The following is a 20410-nucleotide window of genomic DNA, read 5'->3' as shown; positions in this document are numbered from 1 at the left end:
GTTTGGCTTCCTCAATTTATGAATAAAGGTACAATAACGTCTACCTTTTCTAGCATGCCCCGTTAAAAAAGCAGAAAACGGCTCACTTCATATCCAACAGAAAGCTATACACTATGGAAAAAACGTCTATCTGGCGGCAAGATGCCCAAGCAAGTAATTACCCTCAATTACAGGGAGAATTGGAAACCGATGTAGTCATCATTGGCGGCGGCATCACCGGCATTACCACGGCCCATCTTCTGGCCGCGGAAGGCAAACGGGTAGTGGTACTGGAAGCCCTGAAAGTGGCCGAGAGTACCACCGGTTATTCTACCGGCAACCTGTATGCGCCCGTGGGTTCTTACCTGAACGTGCTGGAGAAGAAGTATGATCAGGAAACCGTGCGTGCATTAGCCACCTCCAGAAGCGCAGCTGTTGACTTAATTGAAAGCATTACGCACCAATTTAACATAGACTGCCATTTCAAACGGGTGCCCTGGTACCTGCTCACTGAACATGAAGCCGAAGATGCTTTTATCAGGGCCGAAGTGGAAAGCGCCCAAAGAGCCGGCCTGCCTGCCTACCTGGATGAAACCAAAAGCCCTCTGCCCTATCCGATCAGCTCAGCCATGCGGGTAGAAAACCAGGCCCAGTTCAACCCCATGGCCTACGTGAAGGGGCTGGCTGCCCAAATTGCTGGACCAAACTGCCAGATTTTTGAGCACAGCCAGGTTACTTTCGTGAAAGAAGGCAAAACTAATGTAGTGCATACCGAGCAAGGCAAGGTACGGGCCAAACACGTTATCCATGCCACCCACACGCCTAAAGGAATCTGGTTTCTGCACACCCTGTTAGGGCCTTACCGTGAGTATGCCCTGGCGGTATCGTTGAACTCAGCGTATCCAGAGGGCACCTTTTGGGATTACAGCGCCATGCACCACCACTCCATGCGCACTTATGCCAACGATCAGGGAGAACCGTTCCTGCTGATTCTGGGCGAGCCGCATAAGGTGGGCCACAAAGAAAACAACGAAGAGGCCTTCCAGAAGCTGGAGCAGTTTGTACGGGAGCGCTTTGATGTGAAAGCCGTGGAATACCGTTGGGCCGCCCAGCACTATAAACCCGCTGACAGCTTGCCCTACATCGGCCGGAAATTCAAGACCTCAGAGGTGTATGTGGCCACCGGGTACGAAGCAGACGGGCTAACCTTTGGCACCATGGCCGCCATGATTCTCACCGACCTCATTATGGGGCGCGAAAACCCCTATGCCCAAATGTACTCGCCTACCCGCCACAACCCTAAGAAAGCGGCCGGCAAGTTCATCAAAGAGAACGTAGACGTAATGGCGCAATACCTCAAAGACCTGCCCTACCGCAGCCAGGTAGAAAAGCTGGCCGATATTTCTGTTGGCGAAGGGAAAAACATTGAGATGGACGGCAAAAACTATGGCGCCTACCGCGATGAAGGCGGTAAACTGCACGTGGTCTCGGCGGTATGTACGCACATGGCCTGCCTGGTGCACTTCAACAAAGCCGAGAAAAGCTGGGACTGCCCCTGCCACGGCAGCCGCTTTGACATTGACGGGCACGTGCTGGAGGGGCCGGCCTATATTGATCTTTCCAGAATGAAGGATAAGCCCTCTTCCTCCAACCGGTATAAGAAACTTACCTCGGCCGCGCTTTTCGGGGCGTCTGTGGCAGCTGGGGTCTACTTCTTCCGGAAAGCCCTTAAAAAGAAAGGCGCCTCCAAAAAGAAAAACAAGTAACTTCCCTGCCATTAAGAAAAAGGTTTTCACCGGTTTTAAGTGGTGCCACAAGCATGTCAAAACGCTTTCATCGTAAAGGTGGCATGATTGTGGCACTATTCATACCATAAGTATCGTTACTAAGGCAGGACATCTTTTTGCCTCCATTTTCAAAAGAGATTGCTTCTTTTACATCTGAACTACAGCAATCCTCTCATTCATTTCTGATCTCTGTTTTTGCAGCGCTTACGGCCTGGGATTACTAAATCAAGAAGTTAATCCTAAGTCTACAAAGTGTTTATGTCACAGAAATTAAAATTCATCAATACAAACCAATCAGCTTTTTTCTCCACCGCCCGCAAGAAGGTGGATATCTATTTTCAGGAACAGGGAATCTCCAGAAATGCCAACTGGCTTATGTGGAGCAAAACCGCCTTCTTTTTGTTGGGGTATGTCATGTTCTACCTGTTAATCCTTTCCGGTAATTTTGACACTTGGTCTCTGGTAGGGTTGACGCTTGGTTTAGGGGCCTTCGGGGCCTTTATTGGGTTCAACATTTGTCACGATGCCATTCATGGCTCGTTTTCTAAAAGCAGCAAGGTAAACAAAGGCCTCAGCTACCTCTTCTACATCATCGGGGCAAACCCGTACCTCTGGAACATCTCCCACAACGTGGTGCACCACACCTACACCAACATTCCCGGCCATGACGAGGACATTGAAGTTGCCCCGGGATTAATCCGGTTGGATGAAAGCGAAAAAGTGAACAAGATCCAACGCTTCCAGCACCTGTACGCCTTTTGGTTGTACGGCCTGGCGTCTCTCTCCTGGGCCCTGCGGAAAGACTATGTGAAGTTCTTTCAGAAACAGATTGGGCAGCACAGAAACCAGCATCCCAAGCGCGAGTACTTTAACCTATTCTTCTTCAAGCTGGTCCATTATTTCCTGTTTATAGGGGTGCCTTTGCTGGTACTAGACCTGACTTGGTGGCAGGCGGCGCTTGGCTTTTTGATCATGCACTTAGCCGAAGGCACCGTGATGGGCCTGGTTTTCCAATTGGCTCACGTAGTGGAAGGCACTGATTTTCCGGTACCTAATGAGCAGGGCAGCATGGAAGAGGCCTGGGCAAACCACCAGATGCGGACCACCGCTAATTTCGCCCCTAAAAGCGCCGTAGCCAGTTTCTTCCTGGGCGGCCTTAACCGGCAGATTGAGCATCACCTTTTCCCGAAGGTGTGCCACGTGCATTACCCGGCCATCTCCAAAATAGTTAAACAGACAGCAGCAGAGTTTGACTTGCCTTACGTGGAGATTGAGAGCTTCAAAGCAGCCTTGCTGTCCCATTACAGGATCTTAAGAAAGTTGGGCAAGGAGGCTTATCAGGACCAAACCAAAAGCCTGCAGCTTGCGAGCTAACGGAAGCAAAGGGGAAGCTCCTCCCAACTCCTATAAAACAAAGAAAGCCGCGGGTAAACCCGCGGCTTTCTTTGTTTTATACTACTACTTTTTACTTTTCATTGCTCTGCTTGTCAGGGCCAAAACTTAACTCCCGTCCGTAGAACACCAAATCCTTTTGGGAAGGGTTTTCTGGGACGGTACAATAATAGACGCGTTTCGCATACCTTCTAACTACTAATTTTTGGGTAGGTTTAGCATTTGCGAACACGGTTGATCCTTCGGGAAATTGAAAATCCATCATTTATGTATATACGGGATGTAAGGGTATTAAAATAAATTTTAAGCAATTATTAATCAGATACTTTCAGCTTCTTTGCCGTTTACCCGCTTTTCTAAAAAGAAGGGCCTAAACAGAACAAGCAGAGACATTTCCTTTTGAGTGGCTAGGAAGAGAAAACCCCTGTGGAAAGGATGTTTTTCAGAAAACATCCTTTCCACAGGGGTTCCCACTAATATGACAGAGTTTCTTTGAGTATAGGAGAAACTCTAACCGGTTACTTCTTTCCTTTGGGCTTCTTCTTTTTGCGGGAGCTCTCCTCAAAATCCTGCACCTCTTTCAACAAGGATTTCAGGTCGGGTTTTACCTCCGCAGAGAAGTCAATGGTGGCGGTGTAATCCTGTTTCTCAATATCCAGCACTTTGATGGGTTTTCCCAGATAACCTTCAATCTCATTTAAGATTTCCTTTTCCTCGGGGCTGCAGAAAGACACGGATTTCCCCTTTTGGGTACCCCGGCCGGTCCGGCCTACGCGGTGCACGTAGTTTTCCGGCACATCGGGTAGGTCATAGTTCACCACGTATTCCACGCTGGGAATGTCAATGCCGCGCGAACTCACATCGGTGGCAATGAGTACTTTCACGTCACCTTTTTTGAAGCGGTTCAACGCGGCCAGGCGGTCTTTCTGGTCTTTGTCGCCGTGCAGCGTATCGGCTTTGATGCCCACGCGTTCCATGGCAGCATGCACCCGCTCGGCTCGAACCTTCGTGCGCACAAACACAAGGATCTTACTGCCTTCGTTCTCCTTGATCACCCGCTCCAGGAAGAACCGTTTGTCATCCATGCCGATGTAGGCCACCGAGTGGTCCACGTTCTTGGAAACCGGGTCTTTAGGCGAAATCTGGATGCGGATGGGCTTGGTCACGAGCGAGTACGCCAGGTCTTTGATGTGCTCGTTGATGGTCGCGGAGAAGAACAGCGTCTGCCGCTTGCGGGGCAGGTGGCGCAGCACGTCTCGGATGTCTTTGATGAACCCGAGGTCCAGCATGTGGTCGGCCTCATCCAGGATCAGAATCTCCACGCGTTCCAGCCTGATGTGGCCCTGGCTCACCAGGTCAAACATCCGGCCTGGGGTAGCCACCAGCACATCAATGCCGTCTTCCAACTTAGTGATTTGTGGCGCCTGTTCCACGCCGCCAAATACGGTCATGGTTTCCACGCGGGTGTGCTTGCCCAGGGTATGGAACACCTCGGTGATCTGGATAGCCAGTTCGCGGGTGGGCACCATTACCAGGCATTTGATGCCGTCCTGGCGGGCGTACTGCTTGCGCTCATGCAGCATGTGCAGCACCGGAATGGCAAAGGCCGCCGTCTTGCCGGTACCCGTCTGTGCAATGGCCAGCACATCCTCTCCTCTCAAGATAGGCGGAATGGCCTTGAATTGGATATCGGTGGGTTTCTTGAAGCCTAGTTTGTCCAGGGCTTTCTTGATGGCGGGGTTGATATGGTAATCTTCAAATTTCATGATCGCGGGTGTTTCGGCGTGCGCCGATAAGAAAAGCGGTTTCTCCTTGTACGAAGCACAATCCAAAACCTTCTGCAAAGGTGCGATTTCTTTCTGGGTTTTCAGTTAGGGTAAGACTCAGGAACAAGTTTTGCGTTTAGGGCCTGTTTTGGTGAAAACAAGCCTCAAACCTTTTCATCTTTCTTTTGAATTGTATATCTTGAGTGAGCGGTCACAAAACCACCGTTCCCCCTGGATTCCTACAGGAGACAACCTGCCCGGTGTTTCCTTCCAGCCCCAGTTGGTCGACTTCCCCCGTGCGGCCCTTCTCGTGGACCATGCGCAGCACCTTCCCCTCCTGCTGCGCCACCCGACTCCACAGACCTTTATTGGATCCCAGATTTCTTTTTGAACCGCCTAACGGAGAAGGACAGCTCAAGAAAGGCACCTCCATGGCCAATCCTACTACACGTCTTTGGCACCTTAAAAGGCAGTCCTTTTGATTTGGCAACGGGGATTAATCATTCCCTTTAAGAGATGTAGTGCACCAAAAATCATTCCCATGAAAAACTACCTTTACTTTCTGGTTTTGCTTTGCACTGCCTGTGCAAGGCCCATGAGCTCAGACACCCAACAAAACACCATCACCAAACTCATTGATGATGAAACCTACTTTATTGCCGCTGCAGATACCATAAACTGGGCTAAATGCTGGGTACAGACAAAGGACGCCCAGTTTACCATGGTTTCGGCCAGAGGCTTCTGGGAGCTCAACGGTTGGGACAGCATCAAAGCCAATTTCAGAGGAGCGAAACCATTTCAGCTTAACCTAAAACGCGACAACTACCAGTACACCATCGGGGACAAGGTGGCTTATGTCAGTTTTGACCAGTATGACAACTGGGGAGGGTCTGGAAACTACCGGAAGAGGGAGTCACGGACACTTAGGAAAGTGGATGACCAATGGAAAATAGTGAATACCCATGTGATTATGACCTCTTCTTATGACAAGCCCAAAGCCCTTTCTTACCACAGCCCCAAAGAGAACCTTCCGGTAGACGAGAAAACCTCTTTTCGCACCAAGGGTGGGTTGGGTGGCATGCATGCTGGCTTTGTGGAAGTACCCGCGGGCACCGACTTCAGCACCCTGTTCGCGGGGTTGCCGGATGATATGTGCCCATCACCGCACTGGGGCTATCTTTTTGAAGGCTCTATGAAACTCAAGTACGCCGATGGCCGCGAAGAAATTGTGAACGCAGGAGAAGTCTTTTACTGGCCCGCCCCACATACAGGGATAGTCTTGAAAAATGCCAAATTCATTGACTTCAGCCCCGAGAACGAATACCGGCAAGTCATGAGCCACATCGGTAACAAAATGGCCCAGCAGGAGAAGAAATAAAGTTGGCATGACCAGAGCCGCCGCAGCCATACTTTTGCCCAGAAGTGGTTTGTTTTAAGGCCTCTTTTCAGAACATAGACCTTTTTCTGAAAAGAGGCCTTAAATGGAGGATGCGCTATTTTCAGCAATACAGGGGCTTTTTCTGCGGTAAGCCCAGGTAATTGGCAGAACTTGTCATCAGCTTACCTGTTTAGCAGGCAGCACTCGGGTAAGACAGCTCTGAGGGAAATCTTCGGCTTTTCAAAACTTAAATCCTACTAAACCGTTATTCGCGCAGACTCGCGTACTTCGTATGCCTTGCAAGCAGAAAAAAACTAGATTTGTCTTGCCGTAGACTTCCTGCAGACTACCTTTAGAAGTACCTGGCCACTTGCCGCGCAAGTTCTATTTACTGTATTTTCATTAAGCTAAATGGCAGATACCCTACACCCCATTCAGGACGCACCCGAACTTACGCTCCAGTCCATTGTGGGGGGCGGTGAATTGGGAGACCTCATCCGGAGTTATGATTGGGCTTCTACCGCCTTAGGCCCAATACCAGAATGGAGTGTAAGCCTGCGCATGGCGGTAAACCTTATGCTGCAATCCCCTGCCCCCATGGTCATGCTTTGGGGCGAGGGCGGAACGGTGCTTTACAACGATGCCTACCGGCCCTTGGCCGGCCAGCGGCATCCAGACATGCTTGGTGTCAAGTTTTCAGAAAGTTGGCCCGAAACGGCCCGGTTTATTAGGGAGGTGCTCTCGCAGACCCTGGAAGGCAAGGCGCTTTCTTACCGCACCCTGCCTTTTACGGTGTACCGGAACAACACCGCCGAAGACATCTGGCTGGACTTGGACTGCAGCCCACTTCTGGGCGACAATGGCCTTCCGGCGGGCACCCTCATCATTACAAACGAAACCACCGAGAAAGTACAGGCAGATCAGTCCCTGAAAGAACACCAGGAACGGTTGAGCGGGGTATTCAACCAGAAATCGGTGGGTATTGCGGAGTGCGACTTCACGGGCAAATTTTTGTTGGTGAACGATCGGTTCTGTGAGATGACCGGGCGCTCCAAAGAAGAGCTTTACCAGATGCGCATGCAGGACATCAGCCATCCGGAAGACCTGCCTCACAACACGGTTCTGTTCAAAGAGGCCATCCAGAACGGGACGCCTTTTGATATTGAGAAACGCTACATCAGGCCAGACGGCTCAGAGATTTGGGTGCACAACAACGTTTCTCAGTCAAAGTCTTCTACCGGTGAGCCCGCTTTCATGGTAGCCGTTTGCCACGAGATCACCCTAAGGAAAAGAGCCGAAAAGCACCAGAAGTTGTTCATGGCCATGAGCGAGAACTCCCCCAATTTCATCGGCATCGCTGATACGGGAGGGAAAGTTCTTTATGTAAACCCCACCGGCCGGAGGATGGTAGGATTAAACAGCTTGCAGCAGGCCTTAGACACTGCCGTTGCGGATTACTTTATGGAGGAAGACTTACCTTTTGTACAGGAAGTCATCTTACCAGCCCAAGAAAAAGAAGGTTTCTGGAAAGGCGAATTCCGTTTCCGTAATTTCAAAACCGGTGAACCCATAGAGGTAGATTACAACCAGTTTGCAGTAAAAGACCCTAAAACGGGCGAGATCTTAGGAATAGCTACGGTTAGTCCAGACATCTCCGCCCGCAAACGGGCCGAGGCTGCTTTGGTGGAAAGCGAAGAGCGTTTCCGGACCATGGCCGAGGCCTCTGACCTCCTCATCGCCCAAACCGACCTGGTGGGTAATGCCATCTACTTCAACCAGGCCTGGATGAACCTTACCGGCCGTACCATGGAGGAACTTCTCAACTACGGTTGGGGCGAGTTCCTGCACCCAGATGACCGCGACACCTTCATCGAGGCGTACCAAACGGCCTTTGCCAAAAGAGAGGTGTTAAGGCAGGAGTTCCGACTCCAGAACAAGGACGGAAATTACCGGTGGCAACTGGCCGTGGTATCGCCCAGGTTTGGGCCTAACCATACCTTTGCCGGGTATATCAGCTCCTGCGTGGATGTGACCGAAAGCAAACAAATCCAGGAGGCGCTGGCCGAAAGCGAAAACCGGTTTAAAACCTTCGCCAACAACATCCAGAACCTGGCTTGGATGGCTAATCCTGATGGTTGGATTACCTGGTACAACCAGCGTTGGTACGACTTTACCGGCACCACCTTTGAGGAAATGCAAGGCTGGGGCTGGAGCAAAATCCACCACCCCGACCATGTAGACCGGGTGATGGCCTTTGTAAAGGAAGCCTGGTCTAAAAATGAAACCTGGGAATTGGTATTTCCCTTGAGAAGGATGGACGGGGAATACCGGTGGTTTCTAACCAGAGCCGTTGCCATCAAAGACGCAGACGGAAACGTAGCCCGCTGGATAGGTACCAACACCGATATCACGGAGAGAAAGGAGGCCGAGGAAGCCCTGCAGCGCAGGAACGAAGAACTCCAACGGACCAACAACGACCTGGACAACTTCATCTACACCGCTTCGCATGACCTGAAGGCCCCTATCACCAACATTGAGGGTTTGGTGAATACCCTGGTGATGGACCTGCCACCTGATGTAATTGCAGACCCTGAGATTGCTCCTATCATTCCCATGATCAGGGGTTCTATTGCTAGGTTCAAGAATACCATCAATGACCTCACCGAGCTCACAAAGCTGCAACGGAAGGTTGAGGAGGATATCACGCAGGTTGAGTTTCAGGAGGTTTTAGACGAAATCTGCCAGGATCTGGAATTTCAAATACAACAGTCTGGGGCGCAAATACAAGCCGATTTCACATCCTGCTCTTCGCTGCAGTTTTCCAAAAAGAACCTGAGAAGCGTCCTTTACAACCTGGTTTCCAATGCCATCAAGTACGCCTCGCCGCAGCGTACCCCTTTGATCAAGATCAACGCCGGAGAAGAACATGGTTTTTGCGTTTTAACGGTACAGGATAATGGCCTGGGGATTGATCCTTCGCAGCAAGCCAAAATCTTTACCATGTTCAAGCGCCTGCACGACCACGTAGAAGGCACCGGCATTGGGTTGTACATCCTTAAAAAGATCATTGACAACAGCGGTGGGAACATTGAGGTAGAAAGCGAAGTAGGAAAAGGCAGTACCTTCAAAGTGACTTTTAAACTTTAGAAATCTTCATTCAGCCGTCCTTTCTGATTTTTGGTGGGAATCATCAGAAGCCGGAAAGGACGGTTTTATTTTGTTTCGCCCAGCCTTGGGACTCTGGTTATCTCCTAAAATATAGCAAATTGCTTATATAAAGTAAAATTGCTAGTTTCAGGTTGCTTTAACTTCCACCTAACCCCTTCTGAATCTATGAGCAGGATTGCATCTAACGGTATGGTCTTCATTTTTGCGTGTACTATTGTTTTTCACCTGCTGGTCCTCGCCTCAGTGATTCCGTTTACCATTGTGGGCGGCGGCAGAATCACCAATCAAGCGGAGATGTACCAGGTAGAAACGACTGCCCTGTTGTTAAATTTCTTTTTCCTGTTCATTGCTCTGGTGCAAGCAGGCTATGTGCGCCTGCGGGTTTCTCCTAAGATTCTATCCGGGGTACTTTGGTTTATGTTTGGCATTTTCCTACTGAATACCGTTGGCAACCTGTTTTCCCTTAGCCAGTTAGAGAAGCTTCTTTTCACCCCCATCACCCTGGTTTTAGCAGTGTTCTCCGCTATTCTGGCCAAGAACCCAACCAACAGAACCGCTTAAGGCTACCTCTTCTTTCAGCGTCTTTTCACAAAAACAGAGGCAAAACCTAAAGTTCATTCTATCTTCATCGGGTCAATTGTACAGACCCAATACCCTTTGCAGTTAGCCTTACCCAAAAATGAAAACGTACTTACTGTTTCTGTCCCTTTGCCTTGTAACAAGTATTTCCTCCTTTGCTCAAGACAATGGAAAGAACTACTTGAAATACGTAGCAGCCATGGAACTTTATGAACAGAAAAAAGTGCCAGAAGCAATGGCTGGTTTAGAAGATATCCTTGCAGATGATCCCAGACATAAGGATGCCACTTTCAATTTGGGGCTCATGCATCTACAAGAGGGCAACAAACAAAAGGGAATTAACCTTCTTCAAACTGCCGTTAGACTGAATGACAGAACCGCCGCAGATTTACTTAAAAAGGAGTTAGGGCAAAAAATTGCCTATTATGATACAATGGCTTTGGAAGATGTAGAGGTTCTCCCCTATTTTCTGGTTAATTCAAAGCCAGAAGAGATAGTAAGCAAGAATGGCCTTCATAAAAGCATCCAAAAACAAATGCAGGATGGCTTTACAAAGTCTAAGATTTTAAGGAAAGCTGCCGGGGCCCCAAACTCCATGGTTCTTTCGCTTTACGTCTCTAAGGAGGGAGAATTAGCCGCAGAAATACTAAAAGCAAGGGCTTCACAAGAAATGCAAGAAGAAATTCTTAGAGTACTGAAGTCCATCAAATCCTTCTCTCCCGGCCAACACGAAGGAAAACCTGTAGCCGTGCGATTACAACTTATTCTACCCTTACACTAACGAACCAACACCTAGACTAGCTACTAGCCTCTTCTCACCCCATTTGAGTGTTTCCTAAGCTACCCAGGGCTGCTATTTTATTTTCAGAAACTTGTGAAATATTCTGAATTCACTAAACCTCTGCCCGCTTCTGTTTGTTTGATTTATAGACAAGCAGAAGAAGATGGAAAACATAGATTTCAATACAAATCAGCAAGCTGAAACCAGAAACAGAATCATCGACGCCTTCATAGAACATGTGCTGGAAACCGGAAAGCAGCCGGCTTCGGTGTACAAGTTTGCCCAGAGCCTCGGCATTCCCGAAGAGGAATTCTATACTTACTTCACCTCGTTTCAAGGAGTAAAAGGCGCCGTGTGGGAGCGCATCTTTGACGAGACGTTCGCCATGATGCACGCCCAGGAAGTGTACCAATCGTACTCGGCTAAAGAGAAGTTGCTGGCCTTCTACTACACCTGGATAGAAGTCCTGAAGAAGAACCGAAGCTACCTACTCGCCTTGTATGAAAGCCACGCCGACTTCAAGAAAGTAACGCCCCAGGAGGTGAGAGGCTTCCGGGACAAGTTCAGGAACTTCGCCAAAGGCATCATCCAAGAAGGCAAAGCCGAAGGCGAGATTGTGGACCGCAAGTACATCTCTGATAAGTACGACGAGGCCTTGTGGCTGGAGACGCTCTTTATCTTCCAGTTCTGGCTCAAAGATACTTCCGTATCCTTTGAGAAAACCGATGTGGCCATTGAGAAATCCGTGCGCCTGGCCTTCGACCTGATTGGAAGAACCGCCGTGGACTCCTTCGTGGATTTGGCCAAATTCCTTTACCAGTCTAAATAACCCTTCATGAGCAGTAGCCAACCAGAGCAAAACCATATTCCCACCTCCAAAGTACAGCGGGCCTCCAAGTTCATTGGGGCCGGTGCCAAAGTAGGCGGAAACTACATCAAGCACTACGCCAAGAAGATCGTCAACCCTTCTCTGAGCAAAGAGGAACTGCACACCAGCAACGCCGAAGACATCTACGCTTCGCTGAGTGAGCTCAAAGGCAGTGCCCTGAAAGTGGCGCAGATGATGTCTATGGACAAGAACATCTTGCCGCAGGCGTATCAGGACAAGTTCACCATGGCGCAGTACAGCGCGCCGCCACTCTCCTACCCCTTGGTGGTGAGAACCTTCCAGAAAGCCTTCGGGGTAGCCCCTGAAGGGAAGTTTGATACCTTTACCACCTCTGCGGTAAATGCCGCGTCCATTGGGCAGGTCCATAAAGCTACCAAGAATGGCAAGACGTTCGCGGTAAAGGTGCAGTACCCCGGCGTGGCTGATAGCGTTACCTCTGATCTGCGCATGGTGAAGCCGTTTGCCCATCGTTTGTTGAACATGAACGAAAAGGAGATTAGCCACTATATGGAAGAGGTGGAAGAGAAACTGCTGGAGGAAACCGACTACAAACTGGAAGTGAAACGGTCCACCGAGATCTCCCAAGCCTGTAGCCACATTCCGCACCTGAACTTCCCTACGTATTACCCTGAACTCAGCAGTGAGCGCATCATCACTATGGACTGGTTGGAAGGCGATCACCTGAAAGAATGGCTCCAGACCAACCCGTCGCAGGAAGACCGAAACCAGATTGGGCAGGCGCTCTGGGACTTCTACCACCACCAGGTCCACAACCTGAAGAAGGTCCACGCTGACCCGCACCCGGGTAACTTCATCGTGCAGGAAGGGGTGACCTTAGGCGTGATTGATTTCGGATGCGTTAAAGTTATTCCAGAGGACTTCTACCAGGGCTATTTCTCCCTAATCAGAAAAGATTCCTTGCTGAACGAGGCTGAACTAAACCAGATCTTCTTTGACCTGGACTTCATCAGCGACCTGGATTCTGCCGAGGAACAAGCCTATTTCAAGGGCGTTTTCAAGGAAATGATCTCTTTGTTGGGCAAGCCGTTCCACGCCGAAGCCTTTGACTTTGCGGATGATGCTTATTTCAGCCAGATTTACGCGCTAGGCGACCGAGTGGCCCGGGACAAGATGTTCCGGAACTCAAGGCAAGCCCGTGGGTCCCGGCATGGGTTGTTCATCAACAGAACGTACTTCGGGCTGTACAGCCTTTTAAACCAACTTCGGGCTAAGATCAACACCACTAAACCAGAATGGCTGAGGTAAACCTCAGCCATTCTGGTTTTTATGCCCAAGGTTTGGGTGCCCAAGACTGTGTTTTGATTTAAATTTTGCAGGATAAAACATTTTATAACATTTACGGCTTTTTATATAAAATTTCGTAAAATATTATAAACCATATATTTCCTGCACTATGACAACAAAATCTGCTTCTCTCCTCATCGGAATCACATTTTTAGCGGTAGGGTTACTGGGCTTTGTTCCCAACCCTATTGTTGGTGACTCTCATAATGCCATCTTCCACACCGATGTCGTGCACAACATGGTGCACATCTTCAGCGGGGCCTTGTTTGTCTTGGTGGCCATGGCAGCACCTGAGCGGGCGGCCACCTTTTTGAAGGTATTTGGGGTAGTTTACTTTTTGTTAGGCGTGATTGGTTTTTTCACCATCGGCTCAGAAGGCATGACGCATCTGCTTGGGTTCCTGCCGGTCAATGGAGCCGACAACTACCTGCACATCGGCTTAGGCATCGTGATTTTCTTGGCTGGCATGCTCCCCAGAAGAAGGATCGCGGGTTTCGGCTCCAGAGTATAAGGTTTAGGGAGTCCTCTCAATTATTCTACGCTTTTAAGTGGATGTGCCGTTTAAGGGCTGCTTTTTACAATAGCAGCCCTTAAATACTTCTAAGCCTCACCAATCTAGAGGCAGGTTTTTCATTTGAAATGACCATCGGCTAAGTAGCGGGCAACATGGAGCCTATTACCCAATGACTGCTCCGCCAACCACTGGCATTTTCTTCTTTTTCTTTGTAGATTTAGTAGCCAAAAGGCTTTCCCTAGAACCTGCAGGTAAGCTCCACAACCGGCCCTATCCTCCTTCCTATGCGAAGGTCCCGCCTTTGAAACAAATCACCTTCCCACCCTTTCTCCCTTTTGGAGGAAGTACTTGGCTTTCCTCTTCTTGTGTTATGATCCGGCGTTATAGTGGAGATCAGAAACCACTCTAAAAACGAGGCGATCCGAAAAGCCAGACGAGTAGGAGTACTTTAAACCTCTCATAAAAGATGCCCAAGTACATTATTGAACGCGAAGTGCCAGGGGCTGGTGCTTTATCAGCGGAGCAGTTAAAAGGGATATCGCAAACCTCTTGCGGAGTTCTCAGCAAAATGGGCCCTGAAATCCAATGGCAGCAAAGCTATGTGACCGGAGACAAGATCTACTGCGTCTACATCGCGCCCAACGAGGAGATGGTCAGGGAACATGCCCGGCAAGGCGGCTTTCCAGCAAATTCAGTGAGTCCGGTGACGGCTATTATTGACCCAACCACGGCGGAATAGGTTTCCATACTACCCGCTGATTGCCCATCTGGATTTGTGATACGAGCCCTGGGGTTCAATTTTGCCCCTGTTCCTGCGTTCCCCGTAACTCACTTTGCGGGAACCAGTTACTGGTTACAGCTAAGATCTTCTTCCTACCCTTACACCAACCATTCTATGGCAGCAAAGACAGCAACCGAGTTGGTCAAAGAAGCCAAACAGCAAATAGACAATCTTACCCCAGACCAGGTTCAGGAGGAAATGGCTACGGGCGAGGTCACGCTTATTGATATACGGGAAAGCGACGAATTGAAGCAGAACGGGGTCATACCAGGCTCGGTGCACGCCCCAAGGGGAATGCTGGAATTCTATGCTGATGATTCATTGCCGTACCACAAACCAGAGTTTAACAGGAACAACAGAATCATTTTGCATTGCGCCTCGGGAGGCAGGTCTGCTTTGGCTGCGAAAACCTTAAAAGAGATGGGATTTGAAAAAGTGGCCCATTTAGACGGTGGTCTCAAGGCCTGGAAAGAGGCCGGTAAACCCGTGACAGAATAGTTGAGATTATATTGTTGGAACCGTAACGCACACCCTCCATGTCTCCGCCTAAAACCATTTTTGTAACAGGCGCTACCGGCAAACAAGGCGGAGCCGTAGCTAGGTGCCTGCTCAAGAAGGGATTCAGGGTGAAGGCCCTTACCAGAAAACCTTCCTCTGCCCAGGCCCAATGCCTCTTAAGCCTGAAGGCAGAGCTTATCCAGGGAGATTTGAATGAACCCGAATCCTTTAGCCAACACTTAGAACACGTAGATGGGGTCTTCAGTGTGCAGGCTTTTGAACAAGGAAAGGCTAAAGAGGTGAAACAAGGGATCGCATTGGCTAACTTGGCCCTGCGGTACCGGGTGCCCCATTTCCTGTACGCCTCAGTTACCGGGGCTGACCTGCACACCGGCATTCCGCACTGGGAAAGCAAATTTGAGGTGGAGGAGTACATCCGGCAAAGGGGACTTTCTTACACCATCCTCAGGCCCGCTTCCTTTTATGAAAACTTCCTGATTCCGCAGGTGAGCAGCCGGATCCTGAAAGGAAAGCTGGCCTCGCCCGTAGATAAGCACAAGCAGCAACAGTACATCAGCGTTGAGGATATTGGTGCGATTAGCGCTGAGGTTTTCTCCAACCCAGACCAATACCGAGGTAAAACCCTCACACTAGCCGCGGCACAAATGGACCTGGAACAGGTGGCCTCTGTCTTTTCAGAAGTCCTGGGCCGGGAAGTCAAGTACCAGAAACTGCCAAAGCTGATCACACGGCTTTTTATGGGCAAGGACCTGTACAAGATGTTTACCTGGGTAAATGAAAACGACGCTGTTTTTGTCAAGGACCTGCCTGCCTTCAAACGGGAACACCCGCACCTGCTCCCCTTCAAGACATGGGTGGAAAACAACTTTAAGAACCCACAAACAAAGCCCCAGAAAATCATTCTCTAAAAAAAGTTAGGCTCGCGGGCTTCTGTTCAAAGTTAACCTTTTGCTGACTTACGTTTTACATCTTGGCTCTTTGCAGGGGCTCTTTTTTGATACACTACAGCCCGCCCCTCCTGTCCCCTTTCCAAGTGGTCTTTTTAGATTTCACACACCAGACGTAGCATCATTAACACTTACCAGTATGACAGTAGATCAGGAGTTTGACACTTTCAGGGCCCAGGCCTTTGAGAACACATTGGTTGACACCATGAACAAGAGCGCCCTTTCTTTCATGATTTCCATTGGGCACCGGGTGGGCTTGTTTGACACCATGAGCCAGATGGATTTTGCAGGGTCCATGGAGATTTCCGAAAAGGCCGGCTTGGATGAACGGTATGTGCGCGAATGGCTAGGCGCTATGGTCACCGGAGGCATTGTGCTCTACGCCCCCGAAACCCGCTCCTACTTTTTGCCGCCCGAGCATGCCGCTTACCTCACCCGCCAGGCCGGATCTAACAACCTGGCGGTATTTGCGCAGTACAGTGCCGTGATGGGCCAGGCAGAAGACCAGGTGGTGCACTGCTTTAAATACGGAGGAGGCGTACCTTATTCAGAATACCCCCGGTTTCATGAGGTCATGGCCGAGGACAGCGGACAATCGGTGTTGGACTCTTTGGAAAGCCGCATCCTGCCTCTGGTGCCTGGCTTGCGGGAGAGATTGGAGCACGGGATTACGGTGCTGGACGTAGGCTGCGGCTCTGGTAGAATTACCAACCGGTTGGCCTCGCTGTTCCACAAGTCCCATTTCACCGGGATTGATTTCTCCACTGATGCCATTGCTAATGCCAACGCCGAGACGGCAGCCCTCGGCCGTGAGAACGTGCACTTCAAGAAAAAAGACCTGTCAGATTTCCATCTAGATGCGCCGCACGAGAAATATGACCTGATTACCACCTTTGACGCCATCCATGACCAGGGGCAGCCGCTTAATGTGTTAAGAGGAATACACCGTGCCCTTAAGAATGACGGGGTCTACCTGATGCAGGAGATCGGGGGCACCAGTCACCTACAAGAGGACATGAAACACCCCATCGGGACTTTCCTGTATACCGTTTCCTGCATGCACTGCATGCCCGTATCCCTGGCCCAACACGGAGAAGGCCTTGGGGCCATGTGGGGCGAAGAGGTGACCCTTGACTACTTAAGAAAAGCAGGCTTTACCCACATAGAAACCCATAAACTGCCCCATGACATCCAGAACAACTGGTACGTCATCACCAAGTAGGTTGATCTTCCTGCAAACTATGGACTTAAAAAAAAGCTGCGAGTTCTTCTCTGTTTTTGATGGGTTTTACCAAAACAGGCCCAAAAAGGGTCTGACTAATTGGAGCGTGTTTTGATAAAACCTACCTTTTACCCAAGAAAGCGTTTCCAGCACCTTTTGAACAGAATAGCCTAACACACACACCCAACCTATGATCTTCAGAGAGGCCACTGAGGCAGACATCGCCCAAATGCAGGTAGTACGACATGCCGTGAAGGAAAACGTTCTCTCTAACCCCGCCCTGGTCACCGATGCCGATGTGGAAGAGTATATCACGAACCGCGGAAAAGGGTGGGTTTGTGTAGAGGAAAGCAAAGTGGTGGGGTTCGCCATCGCCGATTTGCGGGAGCACAACATCTGGGCCCTGTTTGTAGACCCAGCCTATGAGAAAAAAGGAATTGGTAAGCACTTGCATGACCTTATGCTAGACTGGTACTTTGAGCAAACCCACACCCCCGTTTGGCTAGGCACCAGCCCTGGCACCAGGGCAGCAACCTTCTACCGCATTGCCGGATGGAAAGAAGTTGGCCTCCATGGTCAGGATGAGATCAAGTTTGAGATGACTTGGGCAGAATGGAGCGAAAAAAAGGCTCAACCATCAGCGTACCAAACAGGAAGCACAGGGTAACAAAATGCCAGATAAAGCTTCAGAGGGGTTTCCAACTGGGTTAAAAGGAGATTTCTGCATATAGAATTAATAGCCCTACGCGTTTAATGAGTAATTTTAAGCTTTCTTTCCTATTTCAGATCACAAAATGGGAGAAGCTCTTTTTAGTTATTAAACCGTAAAATGATTACCAAAACACTCTGCGTACTCGCAACTATGGCTATAGGACTTCTGGCAAATGAACCGGCGGCAGCACAAGCCACAGACAAAAACAACCCCCTTTTACAGAAGTACAACACCCCCTACCAGGTACCGCCTTTCAACCTGATCAAGGACGAACACTTTAAACCCGCGCTTCTGGAAGGCATCAGGCAGCACCAGCTGGAGATTGACGCCATCGTGAACAACTCCAAGGCCGCTACTTTTGATAATACCATTCTGGCCATGGAAAACGCCGGTCAGTTGCTGGGCCGCGTCTCCACCGTCTTCTACAACCTGAACTCGGCCAACACCAATGAGCAGATCCAGACGATTGCCCGCGAGATTGCGCCTGCACTTTCTGCCCACAGCGACAACATCATTCTGAACCAGAAGTTGTTCAATCGGGTGAAAAGCGTCTGGAATAACAGAAAAGACCTGAAACTGACCGCCGAGCAGCAAAAACTGTTGGAGGAAACCTACAAGTCTTTTGTGCGCAGCGGGGCCAACCTGAACGATGCCGACAAAGAAAAACTGAAGAAAATGAACGGCGAGTTGTCGCTTCTGAGCCTTCAGTACGGGCAAAACATCCTGGCCGAGACCAACGCCTACCAATTGGTAATTGAAGACAAGAAGGACTTGGCTGGTCTGCCAGAAGGCGTAGTGGCCGCTGCCGCCGATGCTGCCAAACAAGCCGGCAAACCGGGCAAGTGGGTTTTCACCCTGCACAATCCCAGCATCATGCCGTTTTTGCAGTACGCTGATAATCGCGAGCTTCGCAAGCAAATCTGGGAAGCGTATTCTTTGAGAGGCAACAACAACAACGCCAACGACAACAAAGAGGTACTGCGCAAAATCGTGAACCTGCGCCGCGAAAAAGCGCAGTTGCTAGGCTACAAAACCCACGCGCATTATGCGTTAGAGGAAACCATGGCCAAGAACCCAGAGAACGTAAATAAATTGCTGGACCAACTGTGGGCCCCGGCTTTGGCCGTAGCCAAGCAAGAAGAGCAGGACATCCAGAAAATGGTAGATGCCTCGGGTGCTAAATTCAAGGTAGCCCCATATGACTGGCGGTACTACACCGAAAAAATCCGGAAAGAGCGCTTTGACCTGGACGAGCAGGAACTGCAGCCTTACTTCAGCCTGGAGAACATCCGGAAAGGCGTGTTCACCGTCACTGAGAAACTGTACGGACTCAAGTTCAAGGAACTGCCTAAACTGCCTACCTATCACCAGGAGGCGGCCGCTTATGAAGTAACCGAAGCCGATGGTACCCTGGTGGGCATTATCTACATGGACTTCTTCCCGCGGGCTTCAAAACGCAGCGGCGCGTGGATGACCTCTTACCGCACCCAGAAAACCGAGAAAGGCAAACGTCTGGCCCCGGTGGTGTCTATTGTCTGCAACTTCACCAAGCCTACCGGTGATGCCCCGGCCCTACTCACCTTTGACGAGGTAACCACCTTCTTCCATGAGTTTGGCCACGCCTTGCACGGACTGTTGTCTAACGTGACCTATGAAAGCATGGCAGGAACTTCCGTTCCGCGCGACTTTGTGGAATTACCTTCGCAGATCATGGAAAACTGGGCCGCTGAGCCTGAAGTGCTGAAAATGTACGGCAAGCACTACAAAACCGGTCAACTGATCTCCAATGAACTGATTGAGAAGATGAAGAAAGCCGGCACGTTTAACCAGGGCTTTGAGACTACCGAGTATCTGGCAGCTTCTTTGCTGGATTTAGCTTACCACACTCAAACCACCAACCTGGAGGGCGACATCAACCAGTTTGAGAAAACAGCGATGGCCAAGGTTGGCCTGATGGAGCAGATTATCCCTCGCTACAGAAGCACCTATTTCAGCCACATCTTCTCGGGCAGCTACTCGGCGGGTTATTACAGCTACATCTGGTCGGGCGTGCTGGATACAGATGCCTTCCAAGTCTTCAAGGAGAGCGGCTTGTTCAACAAAGAGAAAGCCCAATCCTTCCGGAAGAACATTCTAGAGAAAGGCGGCACCGAGGACCCTATGGAACTCTACAAGAAATTCAGAGGGGCGGAGCCAAGTATTAAGCCGTTGCTTAAGAAACGTGGTTTAACACCCGTGAGCTTATAAGTCATCTCCTTAGATTAGAAGGTAAAGAATAGATTTTCTAGATGAGTAATTTAAGAATCGGCCCCTTTCAGGTAAAACTGGGAGGGGCCGATTCCTTTAAGCTTACCTTATTTACTTATAGATATCAATCACCCTCAACAACAAATATAATAGGTAACTACTGAGCATAGATTCCTTAAACCAGGTGTCCTTCCAGGCACTTTCGTTTCCCACTCTGAAACCCTTGATCTGCCCGCATCCATTCAACGGTATTCATGTAGTAATCAACAAACTCCTACATCACAAACTTAACTTTTCATATTTTATCACCTTAACCTTAATCACAAAATATAGTATAAAATTTATCATTATTCCTGCTTTACATACCTCACATAGTCTATCTTTCCTGAATTAATATATCATAGTCTCCGATTTATGTTGGCACAAATAGTTGCAATACCATCA

At 49.6% G+C, this 20410-nt stretch carries 16 protein-coding genes; 15 read left to right on the top strand and 1 reads right to left on the bottom strand.

Going from position 1 to position 20410, the window contains the following annotated elements:
* Positions 1-113: 113 nt before the first annotated feature.
* Both ACW9SV_RS22275 and ACW9SV_RS22270 read left to right on the top strand, forming a co-directional pair.
* Positions 114-1745 (top strand): FAD-dependent oxidoreductase, encoded by a 1632-nt coding sequence (locus tag ACW9SV_RS22275; RefSeq protein WP_479558993.1) that lies wholly within the window; start codon positions 114-116, stop codon positions 1743-1745.
* Between the two features lie 279 nt (positions 1746-2024).
* Positions 2025-3140, top strand: a complete 1116-nt coding sequence (locus tag ACW9SV_RS22270) for a fatty acid desaturase family protein (RefSeq protein WP_479558992.1) — start codon at positions 2025-2027, stop codon at positions 3138-3140.
* 536 nt (positions 3141-3676) lie between these two features.
* On the opposite strand, the gene ACW9SV_RS22265 is transcribed toward ACW9SV_RS22270, so the two are convergent.
* A complete protein-coding gene (locus ACW9SV_RS22265; RefSeq protein WP_479558991.1) occupies positions 3677-4924 on the bottom strand; it encodes a DEAD/DEAH box helicase in 1248 nt (415 codons plus the stop codon).
* 541 nt (positions 4925-5465) lie between these two features.
* Here ACW9SV_RS22265 and ACW9SV_RS22260 point away from each other — a divergent pair.
* The 13 genes from ACW9SV_RS22260 to ACW9SV_RS22200 all read left to right on the top strand — a co-directional run bounded on the left by ACW9SV_RS22260 (position 5466) and on the right by ACW9SV_RS22200 (position 19966).
* Positions 5466-6302, top strand: coding sequence for a cupin domain-containing protein (locus ACW9SV_RS22260; RefSeq protein WP_479558990.1), 837 nt, complete (start codon positions 5466-5468; stop codon positions 6300-6302).
* Positions 6303-6713: 411 nt separating this feature from the next.
* The gene (locus tag ACW9SV_RS22255; protein ID WP_479558989.1) at positions 6714-9449 is read left to right on the top strand and encodes a PAS domain S-box protein; all 2736 of its coding nucleotides are present in this window, start codon (positions 6714-6716) and stop codon (positions 9447-9449) included.
* 186 nt (positions 9450-9635) lie between these two features.
* Positions 9636-10031 carry a hypothetical protein gene (locus tag ACW9SV_RS22250; RefSeq protein WP_479558988.1) on the top strand — a complete coding sequence of 132 codons (396 nt, stop codon included), beginning with the start codon at positions 9636-9638 and terminating at the stop codon, positions 10029-10031.
* 118 nt (positions 10032-10149) lie between these two features.
* Complete coding sequence (locus tag ACW9SV_RS22245; protein ID WP_479558987.1) at positions 10150-10830, top strand: hypothetical protein; 681 nt, start codon at positions 10150-10152, stop codon at positions 10828-10830.
* Between the two features lie 163 nt (positions 10831-10993).
* Complete coding sequence (locus ACW9SV_RS22240; protein ID WP_479558986.1) at positions 10994-11659, top strand: TetR/AcrR family transcriptional regulator; 666 nt, start codon at positions 10994-10996, stop codon at positions 11657-11659.
* Positions 11660-11665: 6 nt separating this feature from the next.
* Complete coding sequence (locus tag ACW9SV_RS22235) at positions 11666-12985, top strand: ABC1 kinase family protein (RefSeq protein ID WP_479558985.1); 1320 nt, start codon at positions 11666-11668, stop codon at positions 12983-12985.
* A 148-nt stretch (positions 12986-13133) separates the two neighbouring features.
* Positions 13134-13535 (top strand): DUF4383 domain-containing protein, encoded by a 402-nt coding sequence (locus ACW9SV_RS22230; RefSeq protein WP_479558984.1) that lies wholly within the window; start codon positions 13134-13136, stop codon positions 13533-13535.
* A gap of 469 nt (positions 13536-14004) precedes the next feature.
* Entirely contained in the window at positions 14005-14277 is a 273-nt protein-coding gene (locus tag ACW9SV_RS22225; protein WP_479558983.1) for a DUF4242 domain-containing protein, read from the top strand.
* Positions 14278-14433: 156 nt separating this feature from the next.
* Positions 14434-14817 carry a rhodanese-like domain-containing protein gene (locus ACW9SV_RS22220; protein WP_479558982.1) on the top strand — a complete coding sequence of 128 codons (384 nt, stop codon included), beginning with the start codon at positions 14434-14436 and terminating at the stop codon, positions 14815-14817.
* A 38-nt stretch (positions 14818-14855) separates the two neighbouring features.
* Positions 14856-15746, top strand: a complete 891-nt coding sequence (locus tag ACW9SV_RS22215) for an NmrA/HSCARG family protein (RefSeq protein WP_479558981.1) — start codon at positions 14856-14858, stop codon at positions 15744-15746.
* Positions 15747-15924: 178 nt separating this feature from the next.
* Positions 15925-17007 carry a class I SAM-dependent methyltransferase gene (locus ACW9SV_RS22210; RefSeq protein WP_479558980.1) on the top strand — a complete coding sequence of 361 codons (1083 nt, stop codon included), beginning with the start codon at positions 15925-15927 and terminating at the stop codon, positions 17005-17007.
* A gap of 190 nt (positions 17008-17197) precedes the next feature.
* Positions 17198-17674 carry a GNAT family N-acetyltransferase gene (locus tag ACW9SV_RS22205; protein WP_479558979.1) on the top strand — a complete coding sequence of 159 codons (477 nt, stop codon included), beginning with the start codon at positions 17198-17200 and terminating at the stop codon, positions 17672-17674.
* 162 nt (positions 17675-17836) lie between these two features.
* Entirely contained in the window at positions 17837-19966 is a 2130-nt protein-coding gene (locus ACW9SV_RS22200; RefSeq protein WP_479558978.1) for a M3 family metallopeptidase, read from the top strand.
* The last annotated feature ends 444 nt before the right edge of the window (positions 19967-20410 follow it).

It is taken from the genome of Rufibacter sp. JT20002, from assembly GCF_056491185.1.
This window is presented reverse-complemented; position numbering and strand designations above follow the sequence as displayed.

Coding starts and splice junctions, on each gene's coding strand:
- ACW9SV_RS22275 (WP_479558993.1), top strand. CDS start 114: ATGGAAAAAACGTCTATCTGGCGGCAAGATGCCCAAGCAAGTAATTAC.
- ACW9SV_RS22270 (WP_479558992.1), top strand. CDS start 2,025: ATGTCACAGAAATTAAAATTCATCAATACAAACCAATCAGCTTTTTTC.
- ACW9SV_RS22265 (WP_479558991.1), bottom strand. CDS start 4,924: ATGAAATTTGAAGATTACCATATCAACCCCGCCATCAAGAAAGCCCTG.
- ACW9SV_RS22260 (WP_479558990.1), top strand. CDS start 5,466: ATGAAAAACTACCTTTACTTTCTGGTTTTGCTTTGCACTGCCTGTGCA.
- ACW9SV_RS22255 (WP_479558989.1), top strand. CDS start 6,714: ATGGCAGATACCCTACACCCCATTCAGGACGCACCCGAACTTACGCTC.
- ACW9SV_RS22250 (WP_479558988.1), top strand. CDS start 9,636: ATGAGCAGGATTGCATCTAACGGTATGGTCTTCATTTTTGCGTGTACT.
- ACW9SV_RS22245 (WP_479558987.1), top strand. CDS start 10,150: ATGAAAACGTACTTACTGTTTCTGTCCCTTTGCCTTGTAACAAGTATT.
- ACW9SV_RS22240 (WP_479558986.1), top strand. CDS start 10,994: ATGGAAAACATAGATTTCAATACAAATCAGCAAGCTGAAACCAGAAAC.
- ACW9SV_RS22235 (WP_479558985.1), top strand. CDS start 11,666: ATGAGCAGTAGCCAACCAGAGCAAAACCATATTCCCACCTCCAAAGTA.
- ACW9SV_RS22230 (WP_479558984.1), top strand. CDS start 13,134: ATGACAACAAAATCTGCTTCTCTCCTCATCGGAATCACATTTTTAGCG.
- ACW9SV_RS22225 (WP_479558983.1), top strand. CDS start 14,005: ATGCCCAAGTACATTATTGAACGCGAAGTGCCAGGGGCTGGTGCTTTA.
- ACW9SV_RS22220 (WP_479558982.1), top strand. CDS start 14,434: ATGGCAGCAAAGACAGCAACCGAGTTGGTCAAAGAAGCCAAACAGCAA.
- ACW9SV_RS22215 (WP_479558981.1), top strand. CDS start 14,856: ATGTCTCCGCCTAAAACCATTTTTGTAACAGGCGCTACCGGCAAACAA.
- ACW9SV_RS22210 (WP_479558980.1), top strand. CDS start 15,925: ATGACAGTAGATCAGGAGTTTGACACTTTCAGGGCCCAGGCCTTTGAG.
- ACW9SV_RS22205 (WP_479558979.1), top strand. CDS start 17,198: ATGATCTTCAGAGAGGCCACTGAGGCAGACATCGCCCAAATGCAGGTA.
- ACW9SV_RS22200 (WP_479558978.1), top strand. CDS start 17,837: ATGATTACCAAAACACTCTGCGTACTCGCAACTATGGCTATAGGACTT.